The sequence below is a fragment of the Vibrio cyclitrophicus genome (assembly GCA_023206055.1).
Taxonomy (GTDB): domain Bacteria; phylum Pseudomonadota; class Gammaproteobacteria; order Enterobacterales; family Vibrionaceae; genus Vibrio; species Vibrio cyclitrophicus_A.
Genome location: CP065366.1, coordinates 3,118,509 through 3,142,477, shown reverse-complemented (window position 1 = coordinate 3,142,477; position 23,969 = coordinate 3,118,509). Strand labels below are relative to the sequence as shown.

The 23,969-nt window shown below is 45.3% G+C and carries 22 protein-coding genes; 17 read left to right on the top strand and 5 right to left on the bottom strand.

What is annotated here, in order from left to right:
- The first annotated feature begins 9 nt into the window (after positions 1–9).
- Positions 10–1,188 carry a 2-octaprenyl-6-methoxyphenyl hydroxylase gene (gene ubiH / locus ITG09_13800; protein ID UPR53650.1) on the top strand — a complete coding sequence of 393 codons (1,179 nt, stop codon included), beginning with the start codon at positions 10–12 and terminating at the stop codon, positions 1,186–1,188.
- 11 nt (positions 1,189–1,199) lie between these two features.
- Positions 1,200–2,423: an FAD-dependent 2-octaprenylphenol hydroxylase gene (locus ITG09_13795; protein ID UPR51748.1), complete on the top strand. Its 1,224-nt coding sequence runs from the start codon at positions 1,200–1,202 to the stop codon at positions 2,421–2,423.
- Between the two features lie 111 nt (positions 2,424–2,534).
- On the opposite strand, the gene ITG09_13790 is transcribed toward ITG09_13795, so the two are convergent.
- From ITG09_13790 to ygfZ, 3 genes are all read right to left on the bottom strand, one after another.
- A complete protein-coding gene (locus ITG09_13790) occupies positions 2,535–2,741 on the bottom strand; it encodes a DUF1107 domain-containing protein (protein ID UPR51747.1) in 207 nt (68 codons plus the stop codon).
- A 561-nt stretch (positions 2,742–3,302) separates the two neighbouring features.
- Complete coding sequence (locus tag ITG09_13785; GenBank protein ID UPR51746.1) at positions 3,303–3,764, bottom strand: YbaK/EbsC family protein; 462 nt, start codon at positions 3,762–3,764, stop codon at positions 3,303–3,305.
- A gap of 4 nt (positions 3,765–3,768) precedes the next feature.
- Complete coding sequence (ygfZ, locus tag ITG09_13780) at positions 3,769–4,740, bottom strand: tRNA-modifying protein YgfZ (GenBank protein UPR51745.1); 972 nt, start codon at positions 4,738–4,740, stop codon at positions 3,769–3,771.
- A 167-nt stretch (positions 4,741–4,907) separates the two neighbouring features.
- Here ygfZ and ITG09_13775 point away from each other — a divergent pair, with 167 nt between their 5' ends.
- A complete protein-coding gene (locus tag ITG09_13775) occupies positions 4,908–5,168 on the top strand; it encodes a succinate dehydrogenase assembly factor 2 (protein ID UPR51744.1) in 261 nt (86 codons plus the stop codon).
- A gap of 121 nt (positions 5,169–5,289) precedes the next feature.
- A complete protein-coding gene (locus ITG09_13770) occupies positions 5,290–5,535 on the top strand; it encodes a hypothetical protein (GenBank protein UPR53649.1) in 246 nt (81 codons plus the stop codon).
- A 117-nt stretch (positions 5,536–5,652) separates the two neighbouring features.
- Here the strand turns inward: ITG09_13770 and nadB are convergent, their stop codons facing one another.
- On the bottom strand, positions 5,653–7,269 hold the full coding sequence (gene nadB / locus ITG09_13765) for an L-aspartate oxidase (protein ID UPR51743.1): 1,617 nt from the start codon (positions 7,267–7,269) through the stop codon (positions 5,653–5,655).
- Positions 7,270–7,658: 389 nt separating this feature from the next.
- Between nadB and rpoE the strand changes: the two genes are divergently transcribed.
- From rpoE to ITG09_13710, 11 genes are all read left to right on the top strand, one after another.
- A complete protein-coding gene (rpoE, locus tag ITG09_13760; protein ID UPR51742.1) occupies positions 7,659–8,237 on the top strand; it encodes an RNA polymerase sigma factor RpoE in 579 nt (192 codons plus the stop codon).
- 26 nt (positions 8,238–8,263) lie between these two features.
- A complete protein-coding gene (locus ITG09_13755; GenBank protein ID UPR51741.1) occupies positions 8,264–8,887 on the top strand; it encodes a sigma-E factor negative regulatory protein in 624 nt (207 codons plus the stop codon).
- Entirely contained in the window at positions 8,884–9,846 is a 963-nt protein-coding gene (rseB, locus tag ITG09_13750; protein UPR51740.1) for a sigma-E factor regulatory protein RseB, read from the top strand. The genes ITG09_13755 and rseB overlap by 4 nt, the downstream gene beginning before the upstream one ends.
- On the top strand, positions 9,843–10,313 hold the full coding sequence (locus ITG09_13745; GenBank protein UPR51739.1) for a SoxR reducing system RseC family protein: 471 nt from the start codon (positions 9,843–9,845) through the stop codon (positions 10,311–10,313). The genes rseB and ITG09_13745 overlap by 4 nt, the downstream gene beginning before the upstream one ends.
- Before the next feature lie 137 nt (positions 10,314–10,450).
- A complete protein-coding gene (lepA, locus tag ITG09_13740; protein UPR51738.1) occupies positions 10,451–12,244 on the top strand; it encodes an elongation factor 4 in 1,794 nt (597 codons plus the stop codon).
- 97 nt (positions 12,245–12,341) lie between these two features.
- The gene (gene lepB / locus ITG09_13735; protein UPR51737.1) at positions 12,342–13,238 is read left to right on the top strand and encodes a signal peptidase I; all 897 of its coding nucleotides are present in this window, start codon (positions 12,342–12,344) and stop codon (positions 13,236–13,238) included.
- 26 nt (positions 13,239–13,264) lie between these two features.
- Positions 13,265–13,942 (top strand): ribonuclease III, encoded by a 678-nt coding sequence (gene rnc / locus ITG09_13730; protein UPR51736.1) that lies wholly within the window; start codon positions 13,265–13,267, stop codon positions 13,940–13,942.
- Positions 13,935–14,906, top strand: a complete 972-nt coding sequence (era, locus tag ITG09_13725; protein UPR51735.1) for a GTPase Era — start codon at positions 13,935–13,937, stop codon at positions 14,904–14,906. The genes rnc and era overlap by 8 nt, the downstream gene beginning before the upstream one ends.
- 101 nt (positions 14,907–15,007) lie before the next feature.
- Entirely contained in the window at positions 15,008–15,736 is a 729-nt protein-coding gene (recO, locus tag ITG09_13720; protein UPR51734.1) for a DNA repair protein RecO, read from the top strand.
- Positions 15,733–16,470 (top strand): pyridoxine 5'-phosphate synthase, encoded by a 738-nt coding sequence (gene pdxJ / locus ITG09_13715; GenBank protein UPR51733.1) that lies wholly within the window; start codon positions 15,733–15,735, stop codon positions 16,468–16,470. Before recO ends, pdxJ begins: the two co-directional genes overlap by 4 nt.
- A 78-nt stretch (positions 16,471–16,548) precedes the next feature.
- Entirely contained in the window at positions 16,549–16,929 is a 381-nt protein-coding gene (locus ITG09_13710) for a holo-ACP synthase (GenBank protein ID UPR51732.1), read from the top strand.
- 124 nt (positions 16,930–17,053) lie between these two features.
- Here ITG09_13710 and barA read toward each other — a convergent pair whose 3' ends face one another.
- Positions 17,054–19,867, bottom strand: a complete 2,814-nt coding sequence (gene barA / locus ITG09_13705) for a two-component sensor histidine kinase BarA (protein ID UPR51731.1) — start codon at positions 19,865–19,867, stop codon at positions 17,054–17,056.
- A gap of 165 nt (positions 19,868–20,032) precedes the next feature.
- Here barA and rlmD point away from each other — a divergent pair, with 165 nt between their 5' ends.
- Together rlmD and relA are read left to right on the top strand one after the other, a co-directional pair.
- Complete coding sequence (rlmD, locus tag ITG09_13700) at positions 20,033–21,352, top strand: 23S rRNA (uracil(1939)-C(5))-methyltransferase RlmD (protein ID UPR51730.1); 1,320 nt, start codon at positions 20,033–20,035, stop codon at positions 21,350–21,352.
- A gap of 136 nt (positions 21,353–21,488) precedes the next feature.
- Positions 21,489–23,714, top strand: a complete 2,226-nt coding sequence (gene relA, locus ITG09_13695) for a GTP diphosphokinase (GenBank protein UPR53648.1) — start codon at positions 21,489–21,491, stop codon at positions 23,712–23,714.
- The last annotated feature ends 255 nt before the right edge of the window (positions 23,715–23,969 follow it).

Genomic DNA, 23,969 nt, shown 5'->3' with positions numbered 1-23,969 from the left:
GAGGTTATGATGGCTCAGTATGATGTTGTAATTGCTGGTGGCGCAATGGCAGGGGCAACCTTAGCCCTTGCTCTGAATCACCTAAGCCAAGGTTCGTTGTCGATTGCGGTCGTTGAGCCTTATCAGGTTGATCATCAAGCTCACCCTGGTTTTGATTCTCGTTCGATCGCTTTGTCTTATGGCACGGTACAGATTCTAGATTCATTGCGCTTGTGGCAATCTATCGCTCCGGTAGCGACCCCGATTAAAGATATCCATGTATCGGATCGTGGGCATGCCGGAATGACAGACATCTACAGTGAAGAGCTTGCTGTAGATGCGCTTGGCTACGTGGTCGAGTTGGCAGATGTGGGTCGAATCTATCAACAGAAACTTGAATCAGAAGCGACCATTACGATGCTTTGCCCGGATTCGGTAGCGAAAGTCGAACGAAGTGAATCACTGACGACTATTGACCTCAACAGTGGGCAAACCATAACGACTAAGTTACTGGTTGCGGCTGACGGTGCAATCTCAACCTGTTGTCAGCAACTCAATATCCCATTGACTGAACATGACTTTGAACAGGTCGCTGTGATTGCCAATATCATGGCGAGTGAACCTCATCAAGGTCGTGCGTTTGAGCGTTTTACTCATCATGGGCCAGTTGCTCTACTACCTATGAGTGGTAACCGTTTGTCTCTGGTTTGGTGCCTTCCACCAGAGCAAGCGCAGCAAGTCACCGCTTTAAGCGATAATGAATTTCTTGAGCAACTGCAGAAAGATTTTGGTTGGCGATTGGGTCGATTAGAAAAAGTCGGCAAGCGTGCGAGTTACCCATTAATTCTTCGTCATCGCCAGCAGAATATCTCTCATCGATTTGCCATTGTTGGTAATGCCGCTCAAACGCTTCACCCAATTGCAGGGCAAGGCTTTAACCTAGGTATTCGAGATGTGGCTTCCTTGGCGGAAGAGTTATGTAACCAACTGGATGATGTGGGTCGTTACCGTGGTCTTGTTAACTTTAGAAAGCGTAGAGAACAAGACAGAGATGCAACGATCACGCTGACTTCAAGCCTAGTTCATCTGTTCTCAAACGATTTTATGACCGCTCGCATTGGGCGTAATCTTGGGTTAGCCGTAATAGATAACCTTCCACCACTTAAAGGTCCACTTTTGCGTCATACGCTTGGCCTAGTAGAAAGATAAGGTAATAATTAATGATGCAAAGTGTTGATATCGCGATTGTTGGTGGTGGCATGGTTGGCCTAGCGCTCGCTGCTGCCCTGAAAGACAGTGACTTAAGAATTGCTATCATTGAAGGCAGAACTCCCAGCGAGGGGCTTAGTGAATTGCCTGACGTACGTGTGTCCGCGTTGAGTCGTTCTAGTGAAGTGATTCTTCGTAACCTAGGTGCATGGCAAGGTATCGAACAAAGACGAGCTGCACCGTATCAAGCGATGGAAGTGTGGGAGCAAGACAGCTTTGCTCGTATTGAGTTTGACTCGACACGCTTGGCTCAGCCTAATCTTGGTCATATCGTTGAAAACCGTGTGATTCAACTAGCACTGCTTGATCAGGTTAAGAAGCAAGGCAATGTCAGCCTGTACATGCCCGCAACGTGCAAAACGATGGCGATTGGTGAAAGTGAAGCCTGGTTAACATTGGACAATGGTCAAGCACTGACAGCTAAGTTAGTTGTTGGAGCGGACGGCGCAAACTCTTGGGTTCGTAAACAGCAAGATATCCCATTAACACATTGGGATTACGGACACAGTGCGATTGTCGCGAACATCAAAACCACAGAGCCGCACCACAGCGTTGCTCGTCAAATATTCACACCTCAAGGTCCGTTGGCATTCTTACCAATGCAACCAAGCAACATGAGCTCGATTGTTTGGTCTACGGAACCAAACCGTGCCGAGAAGCTGGTATCCATGTCGGATGCTGATTTTAATAAGCAGCTAACGGCAGAGTTCGACTCGAAGCTTGGATTATGCGAAGTGGTTGGTGACCGTTTTGCCTTCCCATTGCGCATGCGTTATGCGCGTGACTTTGCGGTAGAGCGTGTGGCTTTGGTTGGTGATGCTGCTCATACCATTCACCCATTAGCAGGGCAGGGCGTGAACCTTGGCCTATTAGACGCAGCAAGCTTAGCGCAAGAGCTGTTAAAGCTATGGTCTGCAGGTGAGGACATTGGTACCAAGCGTAACCTACGCGGTTATGAGCGCTGGAGAAAAGCAGAAGCGGCGAAGATGATTGCTTCAATGCAAGGCTTTAAAGATCTGTTTGAAGGCGATAACCCGGCTAAGAAGCTGATTCGTGGTATCGGTATGAAGCTAGCGGGCCAATTACCGGGTGCGAAAGATGAGATCATGAAGCGCGCATTGGGCTTGTCAGGCAATCTTCCTGACTTAGCTAAGCGTCCTGTGGCTCATCGATAGTGACATCGTGTTCTGGTGATTTATCGAATCATCATTGATACGAAAATTGATACGAAAAAAGGGTTGGCATTATGCCAACCCTTTTTGTTTTTAATTCTGTAGATAGTCAGGTCATGCGTACGCGCAGCGCAGTTTCATGATTTCACTATTTATTTCTTTCACTGTTTGAAAATGACGCTTTTCTGCTCGGTCTGGCAGCACTAGCTTACCATTATCAAATTCAAATTTTCCTACGCCGTAAATGTAGATTCGTCCTTTGAAAAGTCGACTTACATGTTTAGCTATCATACTCGGTGTATAGCGCTTAAACAGTCTCATTCTTAATTATCCTTATATTTACCTAGCCTGCATATTATAGAAAAACTCCGAGATAATAATTGTGATAAGCATGGAGTAATATGCAGTAGAGTTGACGTTAATTAGATATTTGTGCTGTTCTAAGCACTTTCTTCAGTAAATATCTATTTTTACGTGAGCTCCTCCCCAAAATAATACTGAGTAGTGAACTGCCGTGAACTTTCCTGTTCGGTATTAAGCAGTGATAATGTTACAAGTATAAGAATAGGCGGGATTTTTTTGTTTGTGTAATCAAATTGTAAATTTCGGACAAAAAAAAGCCCGTCTAAAACGGGCGAATAGTCACAGATGCATTACACAAAAGTGGATACTGATGTTACTCAGTGGATTCACTTGTACTGATTTGCTTAGTAGCTAGTCAGTAAATTTACAATAACGCAGATTTAACCTCGTGACTACTTATGCTTTTATTTTGATTAACTATTTAATAATGATGTGTTCTTCTTATGACGAACCTCACACTAAAAATGTACTCAATGAAATATTTAAATGAAGTTTGCGAAGCATGATGCGTTCGAACGATCATCGACAGATGTCAGCGACGGTCGGTGCACATAGCGCCATAAGATCATCGAGATCCAGTGCGACGCCAGCCATTCGATCGCCAGAGCTGATCGTCACGAATGCGTTGTTCTGCAGAGAAGGATCAAAAATGATCGGCATGTGTCTCTTCAGAGCAAGCGGCCCAACACACCCAGCTTTAAAGCCAGTGATGGATTCAACATCTTTCAGTGATACGCAGGTCATTCGGCGGCAATTCAGTACCGAGCGTACTTTCTTAGGGTCGACAGAGCGATCACCTGCAATACAAGCCAACGCATACTGGTTTCCCATATCCTTGAGTAGGATGCACTTGACCATTTGAGAGGCATCGATGCCTCGTTCTTGCGCTGTTTCTTCGATGCTGGTGGTTGGTTTGCTTTGCATCAACAGGCGGTAGTCCACCTGCTGTTGATCTAACCATTGTGTAATCAGTGTTTCCACGTGGCTACTCTTCGTCAAGGCTGTAAGGCAGTGGCAGAATGTTCCATATTTGGTCAGGTTGCGCAGTCAATCGAAGTTGAACATCGTCATCAAGGTTGTTTGGCAACACCATCAAACCAATCGCCTGATTATCAGTAAATTGATAGACGTTTAATAGTCGGCCTGCACCACGCCAGTTTTCACCCACGCTGCGTTCTAGTTCAATCGTATTCTCAAGAGACAGTACATCTGAAGTCGTTCCAGAAACAATGCGCATCTCACGCTTGTTCATGCCACGGTACTTAGCACGAGCAACCGTTTCTTGACCTGTGTAGCAGCCTTTTGAAAAGCTGATACCGCCAATTGCTTGCAGGTTAAGTGCTTGAGGAATGTGTTCGTTTTGCTCTGCTTTTGATAGGTTCGGTTGAGCATCAAGAATTTCATGATACTGCCAAAGCGCTTCCGATACTTTTTCTGCTGTGCTGTTTGATAGCAAGGCTTCGGCTGCTTCTTGCGTAACAAGTAGAGCCCAACGGTTGTCAGAGACTTGAACTGCTGTGCCACCAGAGATAGCACGTACATTACCTTGGCTTTCTGAAATAGAAGCAATGTATTGATTAGCAGACACACCCATCACACCGATAACAACATCTGTCGTTTGCTCAATATCAACCTTAGAGAATACGGCGTATTTTTTGATTTCGACCAGCTCTACTTCAATCGCAGATTTAGGTTGCATGAGTGCGTAGCCACCGTTGTGATGGAACAAACGGAAGATACTCCATACCTTTCCTTTTGCATCACAGTGTGCGCCTAATGTGGATTCATCATTAGGAAGAGTCACGACGTCGCACGTTACTTGACCTTGCAGGTACGATTTTTTGTCATCGCCTACCATGGTAATAGCGCTCCAATCTGACACGTGTGTCATCATCAGTCCTGGAAGCGAGTCATTTTGCGTATGAGCGTGCGGCTGAAATGTGTTTTTCCAATCCATTTTATCTTTCCTAAGAATTTTATTTGGCTCTATGTTAATCCGGTTCTGTTTCTTTGTCAGCCTAGGTTTTTTTGTGAGCTTAGATAGGGACTGTGACTCACATAGTAGTTGCAGAGCGTATGACTTGTTACACTCCGAGAAAGAAAAATTATAGGTGAGGATAGCCAATGTACACTGCAGAGCAGAAAGCACGAATTAAATGGGGTTGCCGTCGCGGCATGTTAGAACTTGATGTAGTCATCATGCCATTTTTCGAAGAGTGTTTTGATTCATTGCAAGAGCAGGAACAGCGCGAGTTTGTTTCTCTATTAGAGTGTGATGACCCAGATTTGTTTACTTGGGTGATGGGACACGGGCGCAGTGAAAACCTAGGTCATGCATCAATGGTTGATAAAATTGTCGCGCATAACCTCAGCAAGGTTCGTTAGGCTTCAGCTTAACCCTTCATATTCCGCATTATTTGCAAAAGGCACTATTTTTGGGTGCCTTTTGTTTTTCATCGTCCTGTCTTCTATTCCACTTACCGCCAGCCTTTACTGCTTAGCTTTGATGATCCGTTTGTTCAGAAACAACCATATGATGTTAAACAGTGCTCATGGACGTTTTGATTACAAAGAGGATGGTGATATTCGACTCAATGACCGAACTTACCGACTCAAGTCCGTTGATCGGATCTGGGCGCAGTTCTTCGTTAAATTGCAGTTTGAATGTGGATATTCGGTACTGCTTTGGCGGGACAGCTGTTGCGAACGTGAATATCGTAACTTTCTGGTGAACTTACAACGAGCACGCTAGATAAGCTAAATTATTCGATGAAAGAAAGTACTAGATAAAAGAAAAGGGAGCTCTCGGCTCCCTTCATTTAATTACTTTTCTCTGGCGACTAATTCGTTAATCACGTTTAACCAAAAATTAAGACTGGTTTTTCTCGGGTGTCAAAATCGTTGGGCCACTGTCTTTAGCGAGCTCAGGGTAATCCAACGTGTAGTGAAGGCCGCGGCTTTCTTTGCGTTGCATTGCACAGCGAACCATTAGCTCTGCTACCTGTAGCAAGTTACGCAGTTCTAATAGGTTATTTGAAACCTTGAAGTAGCTGTAGTACTCATGAGTTTCTTGTTGCAGCATCTGAATACGACGCAATGCACGCTCTAGTCGTTTATCCGTTCGAACAATACCCATGTAATCCCACATGAACAGGCGAAGTTCGTGCCAGTTGTGTTGAATGATAACTTCTTCATCACTGTTGGTGACTTGGCTTTCATCCCATGCTGGCAGTTCTGCACACAGTTGAGATTGGTCGATGTTCTCAACGATATCTTTTGCTGCTGCCCATGCGTAAACCACACACTCAAGCAATGAGTTAGAAGCCATACGGTTTGCACCGTGTAAGCCGGTGTAGCTCACTTCGCCAATCGCATACAAGTTAGTCAGGTCGGTTTGGCCCTGTTTATTCACCATCACACCACCACACGTGTAGTGAGCGGCTGGCACGATAGGGATCGGCTCTTTGGTCATATCGATGCCCAAGTCCATCAAGCGAGTATGGATCATTGGGAAGTGCGCTGTGATGAACTCTTCAGGTTTGTGGCTGATATCAACATACATGCAGTCGGCACCTAAACGCTTCATTTCGAAGTCAATCGCACGAGCAACCACATCACGTGGCGCCAGTTCACCGCGCTCATCGAAGTCCTTCATGAAGCGAGAACCGTCTGGACGACGCAGGTAGGCACCTTCACCACGTAGTGCTTCCGTCAGTAGGAAGTTACGCGCTTCTGGGTGGAACAAGCAAGTTGGGTGGAACTGGTTGAACTCAAGGTTGGCTACACGGCAACCCGCACGCCAAGCGATAGCAATACCATCACCTGAAGAAACATCTGGGTTTGAGGTGTACTGGTAAACCTTTGAAGCGCCGCCAGTTGCTAGTACAACAAATTTAGCGCGCACGGTTTCAACGTGTTCTTGGTTACGGTTCCAAATGTAGGCACCAATAACCTTGTCTTTTGAACCACCAACCTTATCTTCAGTGATCAAATCCAGCGCATTGTGGCGCTCGAAGATCTCGATATTTGGGTGGTTGTTGACGTTATCTTGTAGTGAGGTTTGCATCGCCATGCCAGTTGCATCGGCAGCGTGCAGAATCCTGCGGTGACTGTGGCCACCCTCACGAGTGAGGTGATATTTTGGTTGGCCTTCTGTGCTGTTCTCATCTTTATCAAATGGAACACCACCATCAATCAGCCATTGCACACACTCTTTAGCATTTTCAGCAATGAATTGAACTGTATCTTCTTCGCATAACCCAGCCCCAGCTATTTGAGTATCCTCTACATGAGACTCAATACTGTCCGACTCATCGAACACCGCGGCGATACCACCTTGTGCGTAATACGTCGATCCTTCGCTGCGTGGTCCTTTGCTTAATACAATTACTTTTGCATGTTCTGCTACGCGTAAGGCTAATGACAAGCCTGCCGCACCACTTCCTACCACTAATACATCACACTGATGTTCACGGTTTGCGTTCATAAAACTTATTAAATCCCGGGCTATAGTCGAGTTGTCCACTCTCAATTGACTTTGTCTTGTTTTAGGAGTTTGGGTAAGACTGTTATAATCTCTCCAGAGTCATCCTTAAACGCTATGCAAAATCAATATATAGACAGCTATCTAGAAATATTTAATTGCTCAATACCATTGCTTTTGCTCAAGTTTCCCCAAATTGATAGGGATAGCTATTTTTATTACATCACATTGTGAAACAATAATGGCAAATAATTTTAAGAAAGTTGGAACTTTCGGTATTTGGCTTAGTCACAATAGTGCTCTTGTAGACGGTGGTGTCAATACTACATTTCGCATAATTAGTACCCATATCTGTGAAGGTGAGGGTTATAACAATAGGAGTACCCGCTCGAATGAACGAGCAGCTAACCGATCAAGTGTTGATTGAGCGAGTTCAGAGTGGAGATAAGCAGGCATTTAACTTACTAGTGGTTAAGTATCAAAACAAAGTTTGTAATCTTATCTCTCGATACGTGAATAATTCCGGTGATGTACCTGATGTAGCACAAGAAGCGTTTATTAAAGCTTACCGCGCGATACCTAACTTTCGTGGCGAGAGTGCCTTCTATACATGGTTGTACCGAATTGCCGTGAACACCGCTAAAAATCATATCGTTGCCCAAAGCCGTAGGCCGCCAGCAACAGATGTAGATGCAGAAGATGCAGAATATTACGAAACAGGCAGCGCGTTAAAAGAAATATCGAACCCTGAGAACTTAACGCTGTCAAAAGAATTGAAACAAGTCGTTTTTGGAGCGATTGAAGCGCTACCAGAAGACTTAAAAACTGCAATGACATTGCGAGAGCTCGAAGGTTTGAGCTACGAAGAAATTGCAGAAGTAATGGATTGCCCTGTAGGAACCGTACGTTCGCGTATTTTCCGAGCTCGTGAAGCGGTGGAAAAGAAAATTAAACCTCTTTTGCAACGCTAGAACTTGTAATAATTATGGTGAAAATAATGGCTGATAAAGAAAAGCTTTCGGCACTCATGGATGGTGAAACGATCGATAAAGCTCTCATTGTAGATCTCGAATCCGATCAAGAAAGCATGGATACCTGGCAGAGTTACCATTTAATTGGTGATGTTATGCGTGGGGATGCGCCAGAAACTCCAGAGTGGAACATTGCTAATAGTGTCTCGGCAGCGCTTGAGAACGAGCCTGCACATGGTTCAATGTCGAGCCTGCACCAAGTGAATGTTGAACCTACTGTTACTCCAATTGAAGAGCAACCTAAACCTCAAAAAGCGAAGCGCCAGCTTCCGGCTTGGTTACAACAGTTTGGACAAGTTGCCGTGGCAGCGTGTGTTTCATTAGCGGTTGTATTAGGTGTTCAACAATATGGTGGTAGCGACCCTGCAGCACCAGAGCAGTTGCCTGTACTCCAGACAATTCCATTTGCCGGTTCTGCAGAACCTGTAAGCTTAACGCGTGACTCTGTTGAGAAGCCAGCATCTGAAGCTAACTTGCAAGAGCAGCGCAAACGCGTTCATGCAATGCTAGAAGATTATGAGCTGCAGCTAAGATTAAACAGTGATGCATCGCCAATGCAAGATGCACATCTAGAATCGGACATTGAATGAAGAAAATCCTGGTCAGTGCACTGACACTGTTCAGCTTGATGTCTCCAACAGCCTTTGCAGAGGAAACCACTGCAAAGGCCTTGTTGCATCAAATGAACGAGGCCAGTCAGCATCTAAATTACGAACTCTCCTACATTTTGATAAAGAAGAGCAGTATTGAACCTCTTGTTTATCGCCATGCGGTTAAAGACGACCAACAGCTTGCACACCTTGTTTACCTAAGTGGCCCTGTTCGTGAAGTCATTCGACGTGGTAACGAAGTTAGCTACATCGAACCGGGTACCGAGCCATTTACGATTCAGTCAGGCAGCATGGTTGCACCTGTTATTCCGATGATTAATCGAGATATTGAGTCCCTAAATCAGTACTACGACTTTGTGAAAGTTGGGCGCTCTCGTGAAGCGGGCAGCACCACTCAAGTGCTACGTGTCGTGCCGAAAGACGGCCTTCGCTATTCTTACGTGGTTTGGGTAGACGAAAAAACGAGTCTTCCTTTGCGTGCCGACCTTTTGGACCGTGATGGCGAAGTGCTTGAACAGTACCGCACCATCTCTTACGTGGTGAACGATAAGATTGCTGAGGCGATGGGTGGCTTGAACCAAGCTCAATTGCCGAAAGTTTTATCATTACCGGAAGGCTTAGTGAGTGAAACCAACTGGCAAGCCTCTTGGATTCCTGAAGGGTTTAAGTCAAAAGAGCTTAGTCGCTATCAAATGGCTGCGACCGATAAAATGGTTGAAAGTCAGCTTTTCAGTGATGGATTGTTTAGCTTTTCGGTTTATATCGCTGAAAAAGACGAACATTCATTGAAAGGGCAATTGGTACGCCAAGGGCGCAGAACCTTGCACAGCTTAGTGATTGGCGACAAAGAAATCTCTGTGGTTGGTGATATTCCGCCAGCAACTGCAAAACGTATTGCTCAGTCAGTTACATTCAATAAATCGGTACAAGCGCAATGATGACCGCGTTAGCGACCGTTAGCTCGGTTGAACAAAAAGGTAAGCAATACTTTGTTCAACTGAGCTGCGAACAACAAACCAGTTGTAGCAGTTGCTCTTCTCAAAAAAGCTGCGGTACGGGCATTGTGACTAAGGCTGTTGGTAATAAATCTTTGTTTTGGCAGCTTAAAACCAAAAGCTTAGTTAAAGCAGGACAAATCGTAGAAATTGGCTTTCCAGAAAAAAGCCTACTTCAGTCGGCGGCGATTGTTTATCTCATCCCACTTTTCATGTTGATGATTGGTGCTGGTTTTGGACAAATCTTGTTACAACCCTTACTCCAAGGGGGCGAGGGCATTGTTATCTTAAGTGCAGCACTGTTTACAGCTGGTGGGATTGCCTTAGCGAAGCGGTTAGCCAAACCTATGGAAGACAAATCCAAGCAAGAAGTCGTCTTGATTCGAATCCTAGGTGAGTCTCTCGTCTAATTTATGATGCTTCTTGCCCTTAAATTGGGTAGAATCTGCCAACTTGATTGAAATGCCGCCACCAATGCTGACTGTAGATTGGACGCGTCGCGGCTTTCTTATTATCCCTATTCAAAGAGTTTAGTCACACCAAGCCTATGAAGCACATTCGTAATTTTTCGATTATCGCCCACATCGACCACGGTAAGTCGACCCTTTCTGACCGCTTAATCCAAGTTTGTGGAGGATTAAGTGAACGTGAGATGGCAGCTCAAGTCCTCGATTCTATGGATATAGAACGCGAGCGTGGTATTACAATTAAAGCGCAGAGTGTGACTTTAGATTACAAAGCTAAAGATGGTGAAACTTACCAACTTAACTTTATCGACACTCCTGGACACGTAGATTTCTCTTACGAAGTATCTCGTTCTCTAGCGGCTTGTGAAGGCGCACTACTTGTAGTAGATGCTGGCCAAGGTGTTGAAGCACAAACTCTAGCAAACTGTTACACAGCAATCGAAATGGAACTGGAAGTAGTGCCAATCTTGAACAAGATTGACTTACCTGCAGCTGAACCAGAACGTGTTGCTGAAGAAATCGAAGAGATCGTTGGCATCGATGCGATGGAAGCGACTCGTTGTTCTGCAAAAACCGGTATCGGTGTTGACGACGTTCTTGAAAACATCGTAACTGCTATCCCACCACCAGAAGGTGATCCAGAAGCGCCGCTACAAGCACTGATCATCGACTCTTGGTTCGATAACTACTTAGGCGTTGTTTCTTTGGTTCGTATCAAAAACGGTAAGCTGAAGAAGAACGACAAGATTAAAGTAATGTCGACAGACCAAGTTTGGGGTGTTGACCGTCTAGGTATTTTCACACCTAAGCAAATCGATACAACTGAACTTAATACTGGCGAAGTTGGTTGGGTTGTTTGTGGTATTAAAGACATCCTTGGCGCACCTGTTGGTGATACGTTGACGCTTGCAAAAGGCGGCAGTACAGAACGTCTACCTGGTTTCCAAAAAGTGAAGCCTCAGGTATACGCAGGTCTATTCCCAGTATCGTCTGATGACTACGAAAACTTCCGTGACGCACTAGGCAAATTAAGCCTGAACGATGCATCACTGTTTTACGAACCAGAAAGTTCAGCAGCACTTGGCTTTGGTTTCCGTTGTGGCTTCTTAGGAATGCTTCACATGGAGATCATCCAAGAGCGTTTAGAGCGTGAATACGACCTAGACCTAATCACGACTGCACCAACAGTAGTGTATGAAGTTGTAAAAACAGATAAAACGGTTCTGTACGTTGATAGCCCGGCTAAACTGCCAGCGGTTAATGACCTAGAAGAAATTCGCGAGCCAATTGCACGCTGTAATATTCTGGTACCTTCGGATTACCTAGGTAACGTAATCACACTATGTGTTGAGAAGCGTGGCGTACAAGTAGACATGGTTTACCACGGTAACCAAGTTGCTGTGACGTACGACCTTCCTATGGCAGAAGTGGTTCTAGACTTCTTTGACCGTCTTAAGTCAACGTCTCGCGGCTACGCATCATTGGATTACAACTTCCAACGTTACGAGCCATCAAACATGGTACGTGTAGACGTACTGCTGAATGGTGAAACGGTTGATGCACTAGCGATCATTACACACAAAGATATTGCTCAGTCTCGTGGCCGTCTACTGGTAGAGAAGATGAAAGAATTCATCCCTCGTCAAATGTTTGATATCGCGATTCAAGCAGCGATTGGTAACCACATCATTGCTCGTTCTACAGTGAAACAACTGCGTAAGAACGTAATCGCAAAATGTTACGGTGGTGATATCAGTCGTAAGAAGAAACTTCTTAAGAAACAAAAAGAAGGTAAGAAGCGTATGAAGCAGATCGGTAACGTTGAACTGCCTCAAGAAGCTTTCCTTGCAATCCTTCACGTTGGAAAAGATTAACTTTATCCAACGGTAAACGAATAATTGAAAGTGGAAGAGTAGCTCGCTATTCTTTCACTTTCGTTATTTTTAAAGAAATGAAATTTAAGGGATATCAATGGCTAATACATTTTCGCTTATCTTAGTGATCGTAACTCTAGTGACCGGCATTGTATGGGCGTTGGAAAAGTTTGTGTGGGCGAAGAAACGCCAACAAAAACTGGCTGACGTCGAAGCACAATCGAATGGCCTAGACGCTGCAACCAGCGCAAAAGTTACGGCTCAGCCTTGGTGGGTTGAGAACAGTGTGTCCATTTTCCCTGTAATTGCATTTGTTTTGGTTTTGCGTTCATTTATTTATGAACCGTTTCAAATTCCATCTGGCTCGATGATGCCAACACTATTGGTTGGTGATTTCATCTTGGTAGAAAAGTACGCTTATGGTCTAAAAGACCCGGTATGGCGCACTCAACTGGTAGAAACGGGCAAGCCAGAGCGTGGTGATTCAATCGTATTTAAGTACCCACCTCAACCTAATATCGACTACATCAAGCGTGTTGTTGGTATGCCAGGTGACACCATTCGCTACAGCAGTCGTAAAGAGATCTGTATTCAAGCGAAGGGTACAAGTAGCTGTGAGCCAGTGAAACTAAGTAACGTCGAAGAAAGCCAATTTGTTCAAGATGGTGTGCCTCTGATTCAGCTGAATGAACAACTTGGAGACGTAGAACACCAAATTTTAGTTAACCCATTACGTCGTGATCGTGTGCAAGCATACCAGCCTCGCAATGGTGTTAACGAGTGGGTCGTTCCAGAAGGCCAGTACTTTGTGATGGGTGATAACCGTGACAACAGTGCCGATAGCCGTTACTGGGGCTTTGTCCCTGAAGCAAACCTTGTTGGTAAGGCCGTTGCTATTTGGATCAGCTTCGAATTCGAACGTGGTTCAGACAGTATACTTCCAACATGGATTCCTACTGGTGTGCGTTTTAATCGCATCGGTGGGATTCATTAATCGATCACATAACACATCGAGAGAGCATGAATTCTCCAATTGATAAACTAGAGAGAAAGATTGGCTATCAGTTTAATGATGCCGATCTTATCCACTTGGCGCTGACTCACCGCAGCGCCGCAGGTAAACATAACGAACGTCTTGAGTTTCTGGGCGATTCAATTTTAAGTTTTGTTATCGCTGATGATCTTTACCACCGTTTTCCTAAGGTAAACGAAGGTGATATGAGCCGCATGCGTGCAACATTGGTACGTGGTCATACATTGGCAGAACTAGGTCGTGAATTCGAACTAGGAGATTACTTAAAATTAGGTCCAGGTGAGTTGAAGAGTGGCGGTTTCCGTCGTGATTCTATTCTAGCGGATGCAGTGGAAGCGATTATCGGTGCTGTCTATTTAGATAGTGATACCGAAGTTGTTCGCCGCATTATTTTAAGCTGGTACCAATCTCGCCTAGATGCTATTCAGCCTGGAGTATCTCAAAAAGATCCGAAAACTCGCCTACAAGAGTTTTTGCAAGGTCGAAGAAATCCTCTACCTGTCTACACAGTGACTAATATTAAAGGTGAAGCACACAACCAAGAGTTTACGGTTGAGTGTGAAGTGGCAGGTGTGGATAAACCTGTTATCGGTAAAGGCACTAGCCGCCGCAAGGCAGAACAAGCGGCTGCTGAAACAGCATTAGAGCAACTAAGCAATGTCTGATAACAACCAAGATTTCGATATCGATGCATTCTTTTCATCTGATAGCAAAAAAACGGGCCTACCGGAAAACCAACACTGTGGCTTCATCGCTATTGTCGGTCGACCAAACGTAGGTAAATCGACGCTTCTGAACCATATTTTGGGTCAGAAAATCTCGATCACATCACGTAAACCTCAGACGACACGCCACCGTATTATGGGCGTAGAAACTGAAGGTGATTACCAAGCGATCTACGTTGATACTCCTGGACTTCACATCGAAGAAAAGCGTGCAATCAACCGTTTGATGAACCGTGCGGCGAACAGCTCACTGAGCGATGTGAACCTAGTATTTTTCCTTGTTGACGGTACTCACTGGACTGACGACGATGAAATGGTACTGAACAAGCTGAGAAAAACAGATTTCCCAGTAGTCCTTTGTATTAACAAGGTAGACAACGTTCAAGACCGTACCGACGTGATGCAACACATGATGGAAGTGTCTAAGAAGATGGACTTCCTTGATGTTGTGCCAATCTCGGCGAAACAAGGTAAGAATATCGATGTACTGCGTAAGCACGTTCGTAACTCTTTACCAAAAGCGACGCACCACTTCCCTGAAGAGTACGTAACGGATCGTTCACAGCGCTTTATGGCCTCTGAAATCATCCGTGAAAAACTAATGCGATTCACAGGCGAAGAGCTACCTTACTCTGTAACGGTTGAAATCGAGCGTTTTGATTACAACCCTGATAACGATGGTTTCCACATCAATGCTTTGATTCTTGTTGAACGTACTGGTCAGAAGAAGATGGTAATTGGTAAAGCGGGCGAGAAGATCAAAACGATTGGTCGTGAAGCGCGTATCGATATGGAAGAACTATTCGGTCGTAAGGTTTACCTAGAGACTTGGGTTAAAGTTAAGTCTGGTTGGGCTGACGATGAGCGTGCACTTCGCTCGTTAGGCTACATCGACGATCTATAATATATGAACGTCACTTTCTGATATTAAGAAAGTTGAATTGAATATAAATACAAGAGAGAGTGCGAACTCTCTCTTTTTGTATCTGTAAGAAGGGTAAGTTATTGAGCGAAGGGTTACAGCGATGCTTTGTGTTGCACCGTCGACCATACAGTGAGTCGAGCCTGATTCTGGACGTCTTCAGTGAAGAGTACGGTCGGGTGACGTTGATGTCTAAAGGTGCGCGGAGTAAGCGTTCTAATTTGAAAGGTGCATTGCAACCTTTTACGCCTCTGCTGCTTAAGTGGTCTGGCAATGGTTCAATGAAAACGTTGCGCCAAGCTGAACCGATCAGCTTGGGGCTTCCTCTTGCCGGTATCAATCTGTATTCAGCAATGTACGTCAACGAGTTAGTTGGGCGAGTGTTGATGGCCGAAGTGGCCATGCCCGCATTTTTTCACGACTATCTTCATGCCTTAACAGAACTCGCTCATAATGAGAATCCTGAGCCAGCGCTACGTCGCTTTGAGCTGGCTCTATTATCCGCTATGGGTTATGGCGTCGACTTTTTACACTGCGCGGGCACTGGCGAAGCGATTGATCCGAGCATGACTTATCGCTATCGAGAGCAGAAAGGTTTCATTGCTTCGGTGCGTCGAGACAACCTGACTTTTATGGGCGATGAACTTATCGCAATCAGTGAACGTAGGTTTATCACTAAAGAGCAGTTAAAAGCGGCAAAACGCTTTACACGCATAGCCTTAAAGCCGTATCTTGGCGGCAAACCATTAAAAAGTAGAGAGCTATTTATGCCAACAATAGCCCTCTCTAGAGCACGGAGTATTGAAAAATGAGCTCAATCCTTTTAGGCGTTAATATCGACCATATTGCAACACTACGTAATGCACGTGGTACTAAATACCCAGATCCAGTACACGCAGCTGAAATTGCTGAACGTGCGGGTGCTGACGGCATTACAGTTCACCTGCGTGAAGACCGTCGTCATATCGTTGATCGCGATGTACGTATTCTGGCTGAGACACTTCAAACTCGTATGAATTTGGAGATGGCAGTAACGGACGAGATGGTTCAAATTGCCCTCGATACTAATCCTGAGTTTGTTTGTCTTGTTCCAGAGAAGCGTGAAGAGCTGACCACTGAAGGTGGCTTGGACGTGGTTGGTCAACTTGAAAAGATCAAAGCGGCGACGGAAAAACTGTCTGCAGCAGGTATCAAAGTATCTCTGTTTATCGATGCTGACCGTGAGCAAATCGACGCAGCAAAAGCGTGTGGCGCACCGTTCATTGAACTGCACACGGGTCACTATGCTGATGCTAAGACTGAAGAAGATCAACAAGACGAGCTGAAGAAGATCGCAGCGGGCGCGAGCTATGCAGATGATCTTGGTATCACAGTCAACGCGGGTCATGGCCTGACGTACCACAACGTTGCTCCAATTGCGGCACTTCCAGAGATCTACGAGCTGAACATCGGTCACTCGATCATGGGGCGCGCAGTGTTTGATGGCTTAAACAAAGCCGTTGCAGACATGAAAGCAATCATGGAAACAGCACGCAACAACGCTTAATTTTCTAAACAGTAAGCGTTAAGTCGTAAGCGACGAATTAGTAGAATCGTTAGATAGAAGTTAAGTTGTAGAGGAAACATGGCAGTTGTTGGATTAGGTACAGATATCGCAGAAATAGAACGTGTTGAAAAGGCATTGTCACGAAGTGGTGACGCTTTTGCTCAGCGTATTTTGACGGATTCTGAATTTGAAGTATTCCAGCAACTTAAGCAAAAAGGACGTTACCTTGCAAAACGTTTTGCTGCAAAAGAAGCGGCATCTAAGGCGTTAGGCACCGGTATCGCTCTGGGTGTGACCTTCCACGACTTTGAGATTTCAAACGATGAACATGGCAAGCCAGTTTTGAGCCTGCATAAAAAAGCGCGTGAAATCGCAGAGGCAAATGGCACAACATCGATTCATCTGACTATCTCGGATGAGCGCCACTACGCCGTGGCAACTGTGTTACTCGAATCGTAAACAGATTATCGCTACTTTATATCTAGTGCTCTATGCTCTAGACAGAAAAAGCAGAGCTCATGAGCTCTGCTTTTTTATTGGCGGATAAACCGTCTAACGAATATTGGTGAGTAACAAGTACTCGCTAGGTCTTCGCGGGTTTCAAATAATGAATCGCGGTTGCTTGAACCTTATCTAATTCATCTTGAAGCTCGAAAAGCTCAGGTTCAATGTCTTCAACAGAAGTACCAGAACGCAGCTCTTTCTCTATCGTCGCACATACCGATTTTAGCCTTGGTACGCCGCTGTACGAGCTGCTGCCGTGCATCTTGTGGATGATGTGTATCAGCTCTTCAACTGGATAGTCACTGTCTTCTATCGCTTTGTCTGCTGCTTCATAAACCTCTGGAATAAAGTCTACGAGCATTTTCAGCATATCGCGTGCGAGGTCTTCTTTATTGGCAGCTTGTTTCAGCGCAGCTTGCCAATCAATGATGATGTTTTTGTGCACGCTGGCTTCAGTTTCTGATATTGGACCGTTGTCGACTTCAGCTGAGACAGCAGGGTGGTCTGGATCTATTTTTTCGATGTGCTCAACCTCAGAGGTTGGACTCCAGTGAATAAGAACCTGTTGTAAAACATGCTCCTCAATAGGCTTCGTTAGATAGTCATCCATACCCGCTTCAAGCAGTCGATCACGTTCGCCAATCATTGCATGCGCGGTAACGGCAATCACAGGTGTATTCGCATTGTTCGCCAGCTTCTTGATGTTCTGGCAAGCGGTCACACCATCCATTTGTGGCATTTGAATATCCATAAATACGATATCAAATGGTGTCTCTGTTGCTTTGTCTATCGCCTGTTGCCCACTGGTACAACTGATGACGGTTTCTACACGTTCTTTGAGCAGAGCTGTGATCAGTTTAAGGTTGGCTGGGTTGTCGTCGACCGCCAATACCGTAAGTGGAAGCTTCTCTTCTGAGTGTGTTTCAATCGCTGGTGCAATCAAGGTTGGTGCTTGATTTGATACTAGAGTTTGCAGTAATTTCTTACGAGAAAGCGGCTTAGTGATGCACTGAACATCGACCTCTTTCATCAGTTGTTCACCCAGCGCTAGCTCGGTACTTGGTGTACCAATAATCACGTTTTGAGCAATCTTCTTCGCACCGATAGCCCAACCACTCACGGTATCAAATTGATACTCTTGGTTCGCGGCTAGGTTAAGCAGAACGTAGTCATACGAGGTCGTCTCGTCTGGCATAACCGAACGATACGTTACCACTAAGCCTTCTTGGGTTAGAATTTGCTGAGTAATCGATGCCGCTTGCATGTTTGGCTCGATAAGCAGCAGTTGTTTACCTTGTAAGCATTGAGTCTCAATCAGCTCAGTCATCGGCATATCAGTCGTTGATAGTCTCAAAGTGAACCAGAAGGTTGAACCTTGGTGTAGACGACTGGTTAGGCTGATCTCTCCGCCCATTTGGCTGACCAGTTTTTGGGTGATCACCAGCCCTAAGCCTGTACCGCCATAACGACGAGAGATACTTGCATCGGCTTGGCTGAAGGCTTGGAACAGCTGAGCTTGTTGACGCTCTGAGATACCAATACCCGTATCGCGAACCATGAACTGCAGTTCGATGTTATCTTCGCTTTGTGAACGAAGCTCAACGCTGATATCAATGTTACCGCGCTCGGTAAACTTGATTGAGTTACCCACTAGGTTAGTCAGGATCTGTTGAATACGCAGTGGATCGCCCACTACGCCTGGCGGTACTTTAGGGTCGATCTTCAGTGTCAGCTCTAGGCCCTTCTCATGAGCGTTGGTTGCCTGAAGGTTTACTACCTCTTCAAGGCTGGCTTGGAATTCAAATGGAATGTTCTCTAGGGCTAATTTACCGGCTTCAAGTTTGGAGAAGTCCAAGATATCGTTGATGATGCTAAGCAGGTTGTTTGCCGAGCGTTCAATGGTTTGCAGGTAATCGGTTTGACTGTTCGATAGGTGAGTCTTGAGCATCTGACGAGTAAAGCCAATCACACCGTTCAGCGGTGTTCTTAGTTCGTGAGACATATTCGCTAAGAACTCAGACTTAACACGAGCCGCTTCTTGCGCGCGTTTCTTCGCGATGTCTAACTCAACGTTTTGAATCTCTAGTTGCTCAAGGGTTTCACGCAAATCGGATGTGGCTTGGTCGATACTGTGCTGCATCTCGACGTGATATTCTGACAACGATACCGCCATCGCGTTGATACCGTTTTTCAGCGAATCTAGCTCACCATGCATCTTGCCTTCGATACGTACATCTAGGTGACCTCGACGAATTCGGTCGACCATATTTTTCATGTGTGTGATCGGTTGGGTTACGTCGTGCATCAAGCGGAACGCAAACACGCCCGATAAACCAAGCCCCAGAATTAATACCAAGAAAGCAGAGAACACTTCTTGATATTGCTGTAATCGAAGTGAAGATAGATCTAACTCTATCGCAATATAGCCGATCGCTTGGTTGGCTTGAGATTGACCGTTGGCTGAGTTGATGTACTGGCCTTCGGCGATGATAGGCGTCCGCAGAATCAGCGTGTTATCGAGCAGATTCGATGAGCTTAAATGCGGGATGGGTTTGTCTTTAGGGTAGGTCAGGCTTTCAAAGTCAGGGTGGAAGTTCGAGGTTACAAACAACTCATGACGTTCATCAAACACCGCGATACTGCGCACCAGTTTAGAATTCTTTCGGTGCGCATAGCTAATAAGCTGACGAACAGACTCTCGACTTTCGAGCTTCATGCCTGATTCACTCGCAATCGCCAGTGGCTCAATGATGCTAGTACCAGTATTAACCACTTGACCCTCAAGGTCTTGATAGCGGTTAAATGAGAAAAATGCACTCAATAGCAACCCAATAATCAGGGTTGGAGCTAGAGTTAAGGTAATTACACGGGCTCTTAAGCCATATCTGGTCATGTTCTTTAATTACATCGAGGTCTGGATATGGGAAAATAACGCACACAATGGCGGTTAAGTGAACGGTAAGCTTAATCAAAGCCGTGACGTTCGACAATGATTCCAAGGCATAATAGTGAGTCCTGGATACCAATTACTTATTAAAAGATACATTAGGCACAAGCAATGGCACGTTTTTTCCAACCAAAAAAGAAAACTCAACTCGAGACCAAGCATCAATCGGTTTTGGTTGAACGAATGGATCACAATGGCGCTGGCATCGCTTATCAAAAAAATAAACCGGTTTTCATTGATGGCGCATTGCCCGGTGAGCAGGTGGTTATTCAACTTACTGAGAGTAAAAGTAAGTTCTCGCGAGCTAAGCTCATCAAGTTATTGAAGCCGAGCGAGCAGCGTTTAAAGCCGTTTTGTAAGCACTTTAATCAGTGTGGCGGCTGTCACCTTCAACACCTTGGTTACTCTTCTCAGGTTGAGCATAAATCGCAATCTCTGACCCACCTGATGAGCCAATACCAAACGGCTAACACTGAAGTTGCACAGCCTATTATCGGTGATGAAACCGGTTATCGACGTCGCGCACGTATCAGCTTATTTGTTGATAAAAAGACACAGCAACTTCAGTTCGGTTTCCGTAAGAAACAGAGCAAGCAGATTGAAAACATCACCGACTGTGCCGTGCTTGAACCTCGCCTTAATGTATTGCTGCCAAAGCTGAAAAATTTACTGAACACTTTCAACAGCCTTACGTCTTTAGGACACGTTGAATTGGTGTTGGGCGATACTGGTCCTGTAATGGTGCTACGTCACCTTAAGCCTTTGGTTGAAAAAGATGAGCAAGCGCTGATTGCGTTAGCAAAAGAAGAAGGCGCTACGCTGTACTCTATGCCCGAAACTGATAAGTTGGTTCGCTTAGTCGGCGATGCACCTTTTTATAGCGAAACTGGCGTGACGTTACCGTTTGAGCCAAACCACTTTATCCAAGTAAACCAGAAAGTGAATCAGCAGATGGTGACTCAAGCGATTGAGTGGTTAGAACCTCAAGCGAATGAACGAGTGCTAGACCTGTTTTGTGGTCTAGGTAACTTCAGTCTGCCTATCGCACAACAATCAGCGTTTGTGGTTGGTGTGGAAGGCGTTGATGAAATGGTCCAGCAAGCCACATCTAATGCAGCGTTAAACCAGTTAAGCAATACGGATTTTTACCAAGCTAATCTGGAAGAAGACTTATCTTCACAGTCTTGGGCAAAAGAGAAATTCGATAAAGTATTACTTGACCCAGCACGCGCTGGAGCTAGTGGGATCGTTGATCAAATTTCAGCGTTAGGAGCGAAGCGTGTGGTTTATGTTTCGTGTAATCCTGCTACTCTAGCTAGAGATTCTGAGAGCTTAGAAAAACAAGGTTATCAATTAGCCAAGCTGGGTATGTTGGACATGTTCCCACACACTAGCCATCTCGAATCGATGGCTCTCTTTATCAAGGCTTAAAGGCCCTTAAACAAGGCTTCAAAATGAATCACAAAGGCGCAGGAAAGCCTGTGCTGATATCAATATGGTCGAACTAACTTGGAATCAGTTAGTCATATTGAATTTGGGTATAAAACATAATAACTAGGAAGGCATGATGGTTGCGGTACGAAGCGCACATTTAAACCCAAGCGAACAGTTTGAGCTAGATAATTGGATTGCGTCACTGAATCAAGACGCAAAAACCTCGAATAAACTGACCAAAGTTTATCGTCACTGTGAAGAGCTATTAAAAGATCACGAGCAAGGCGAGCTCCTGCTTTGGCGTGGTCGCGAGATGATCGAAATCTTGGTCACCTTGTCTATGGATCGCGCAACGTTAGTAGCGGCGCAACTCTTCCCAGTCGTATCAAGCGGTGTTTTTGAGCGCGAAGCGTTTGAAGAAAGTTACGGAAAGGAAACCGTAAAGCTGATTGATGGCGTGGAAGAAATGGCGGCTTTGGGCCAGCTAAATGTGACCCTTGAAGGCAGTGCTGCCTCGGGTCAAGTCGATAATGTTCGACGAATGTTATTGGCAATGGTGGATGATTTCCGCTGCGTAGTCATCAAACTAGCAGAGCGAATTTGTAACCTTATAGAAGTAAAAAAGGCCCCTGATGCTGTGCGCCGTGCGGCAGCAAAAGAGTGTGCCAACATCTACGCGCCTCTAGCAAACCGTCTTGGTATTGGTCAGCTAAAGTGGGAAATTGAAGATTACGCTTTCCGCTACCAACAACCCGATACCTATAAGCAGATTGCTAAACAGCTGTCTGAGCGCCGTATCGTGCGCGAACAATACATCACTGACTTTGTCGACGATCTCACATCAGAAATGAACCGTTCAAGCATCAATGCTGAAGTCAGCGGTCGACCAAAACACATCTACAGTATTTGGCGAAAAATGCAGAAAAAAGGCTTAGAGTTTGATGAGCTTTTTGACGTGCGTGCGGTGCGTATTATCGCAGACCAACTGCAAGATTGTTATGCCGGCTTAGGTGTGGTTCACACCAAATATAAACACCTACCCAGTGAATTTGATGACTACGTGGCGAATCCAAAGCCGAATGGTTATCAGTCGATTCATACCGTAGTTCTTGGCCCTGAAGGCAAGACCATTGAAATTCAGATTCGTACTAAGCAGATGCATGAAGATTCTGAATTGGGCGTTGCTGCGCACTGGAAGTACAAAGAAGGTGCATCTAGCGGCGTACGCAGTGGCTACGATGAGAAAATCACCTGGTTGCGTAAGCTTATCGATTGGCAAGAAGAGATGTCGGACTCTGGCGAAATGCTGGATGAAGTTCGAAGCCAAGTCTTTGATGACCGTGTCTATGCCTTTACACCACGCGGTGATGTGGTCGATTTACCAATGGGTGCAACACCGTTGGATTTTGCTTACCACATCCACTCGATGGTTGGACACCGCTGTATCGGTGCCAAAGTCGCAGGTCGAATCGTTCCGTTTACTCATAAGTTGGCGATGGGCGATCAGGTTGAAATCATCACTCAAAAAGAGCCGAATCCATCACGTGATTGGCTAAATCCGACCACAGGCTTTGTTCATTCAAGCCGAGCTCGAGCAAAAATTAACGCTTGGTTCCGCGCTCAGAGTCGTGAGAAAAACCTCGAAGCTGGACGAGATATTTTAGAAGTCGAGCTAGGCAGAGTCGGCGCAACACTGAAAGATGCAGAGCAATACGCGCTGAAACGATTCAACGTTAACACTCCAGATGAATTGTATGCGGGTATTGGTAGCGGCGATTTGCGTATCAACCAAGTCGTTAATCACATCAATGCTTTGGTCAACAAACCAACGGCGGAAGAAGAAGACAAAAAAGCATTAGAGAAGTTGCTTGAGTCTGACAATAAGCCAGCGCATCAGAGCCGTCCGAAAAAGGATGCTGTCGTTGTTGAAGGTGTCGATAACCTAATGACCCACTTAGCTCGTTGCTGTCAGCCAATCCCAGGCGATGTGATCAAAGGTTACATAACTCAAGGTCGCGGTATTTCAGTACACCGCAGCGATTGTGAGCAGTTAAGTGAACTTAACCTACATGCACCCGAACGTATCATCGATACTGTGTGGGGCGATGGTTTCGTAGGCTCGTATATCTTAACGCTGCGTGTAGAGGCGCTAGAACGTACTGGCTTGTTGAAAGACATAACATCCCTGTTCTTGAACGAAAAAGTCAGTGTGACGACAATGAAGAGCCGTATTGACTATAAACGTCAACTGTCGGTGATGGATTTTGATTTGGAAGTGACCAATATTGAGATTCTGAGTCGAGTGACTAGCCGAGTAGAACAAATCAAAGATGTCATGAGTGTTAAACGCTTGGGCTAGTTTTTACGTCGTACTTGGCTTTCTAACTTCGTTAGTTTCACTTATTTCACTCCATCACATAGGCAAGCTATGCTCAGGAGCCTCATAAGTTTACTGCCTTGTTACAAGAGCCAATTACTTAGTAAAAACCGAACAATGCATTGAATGACACGTTGGCTTAACAAGAAGAATAGAAAGGTGAGTGGTTTTGGCTGCCCACCTTTTTAGTTTCAGTGAAGTTTAAAATTTAAAAATCAAAGACAGTGAATAGGAAGA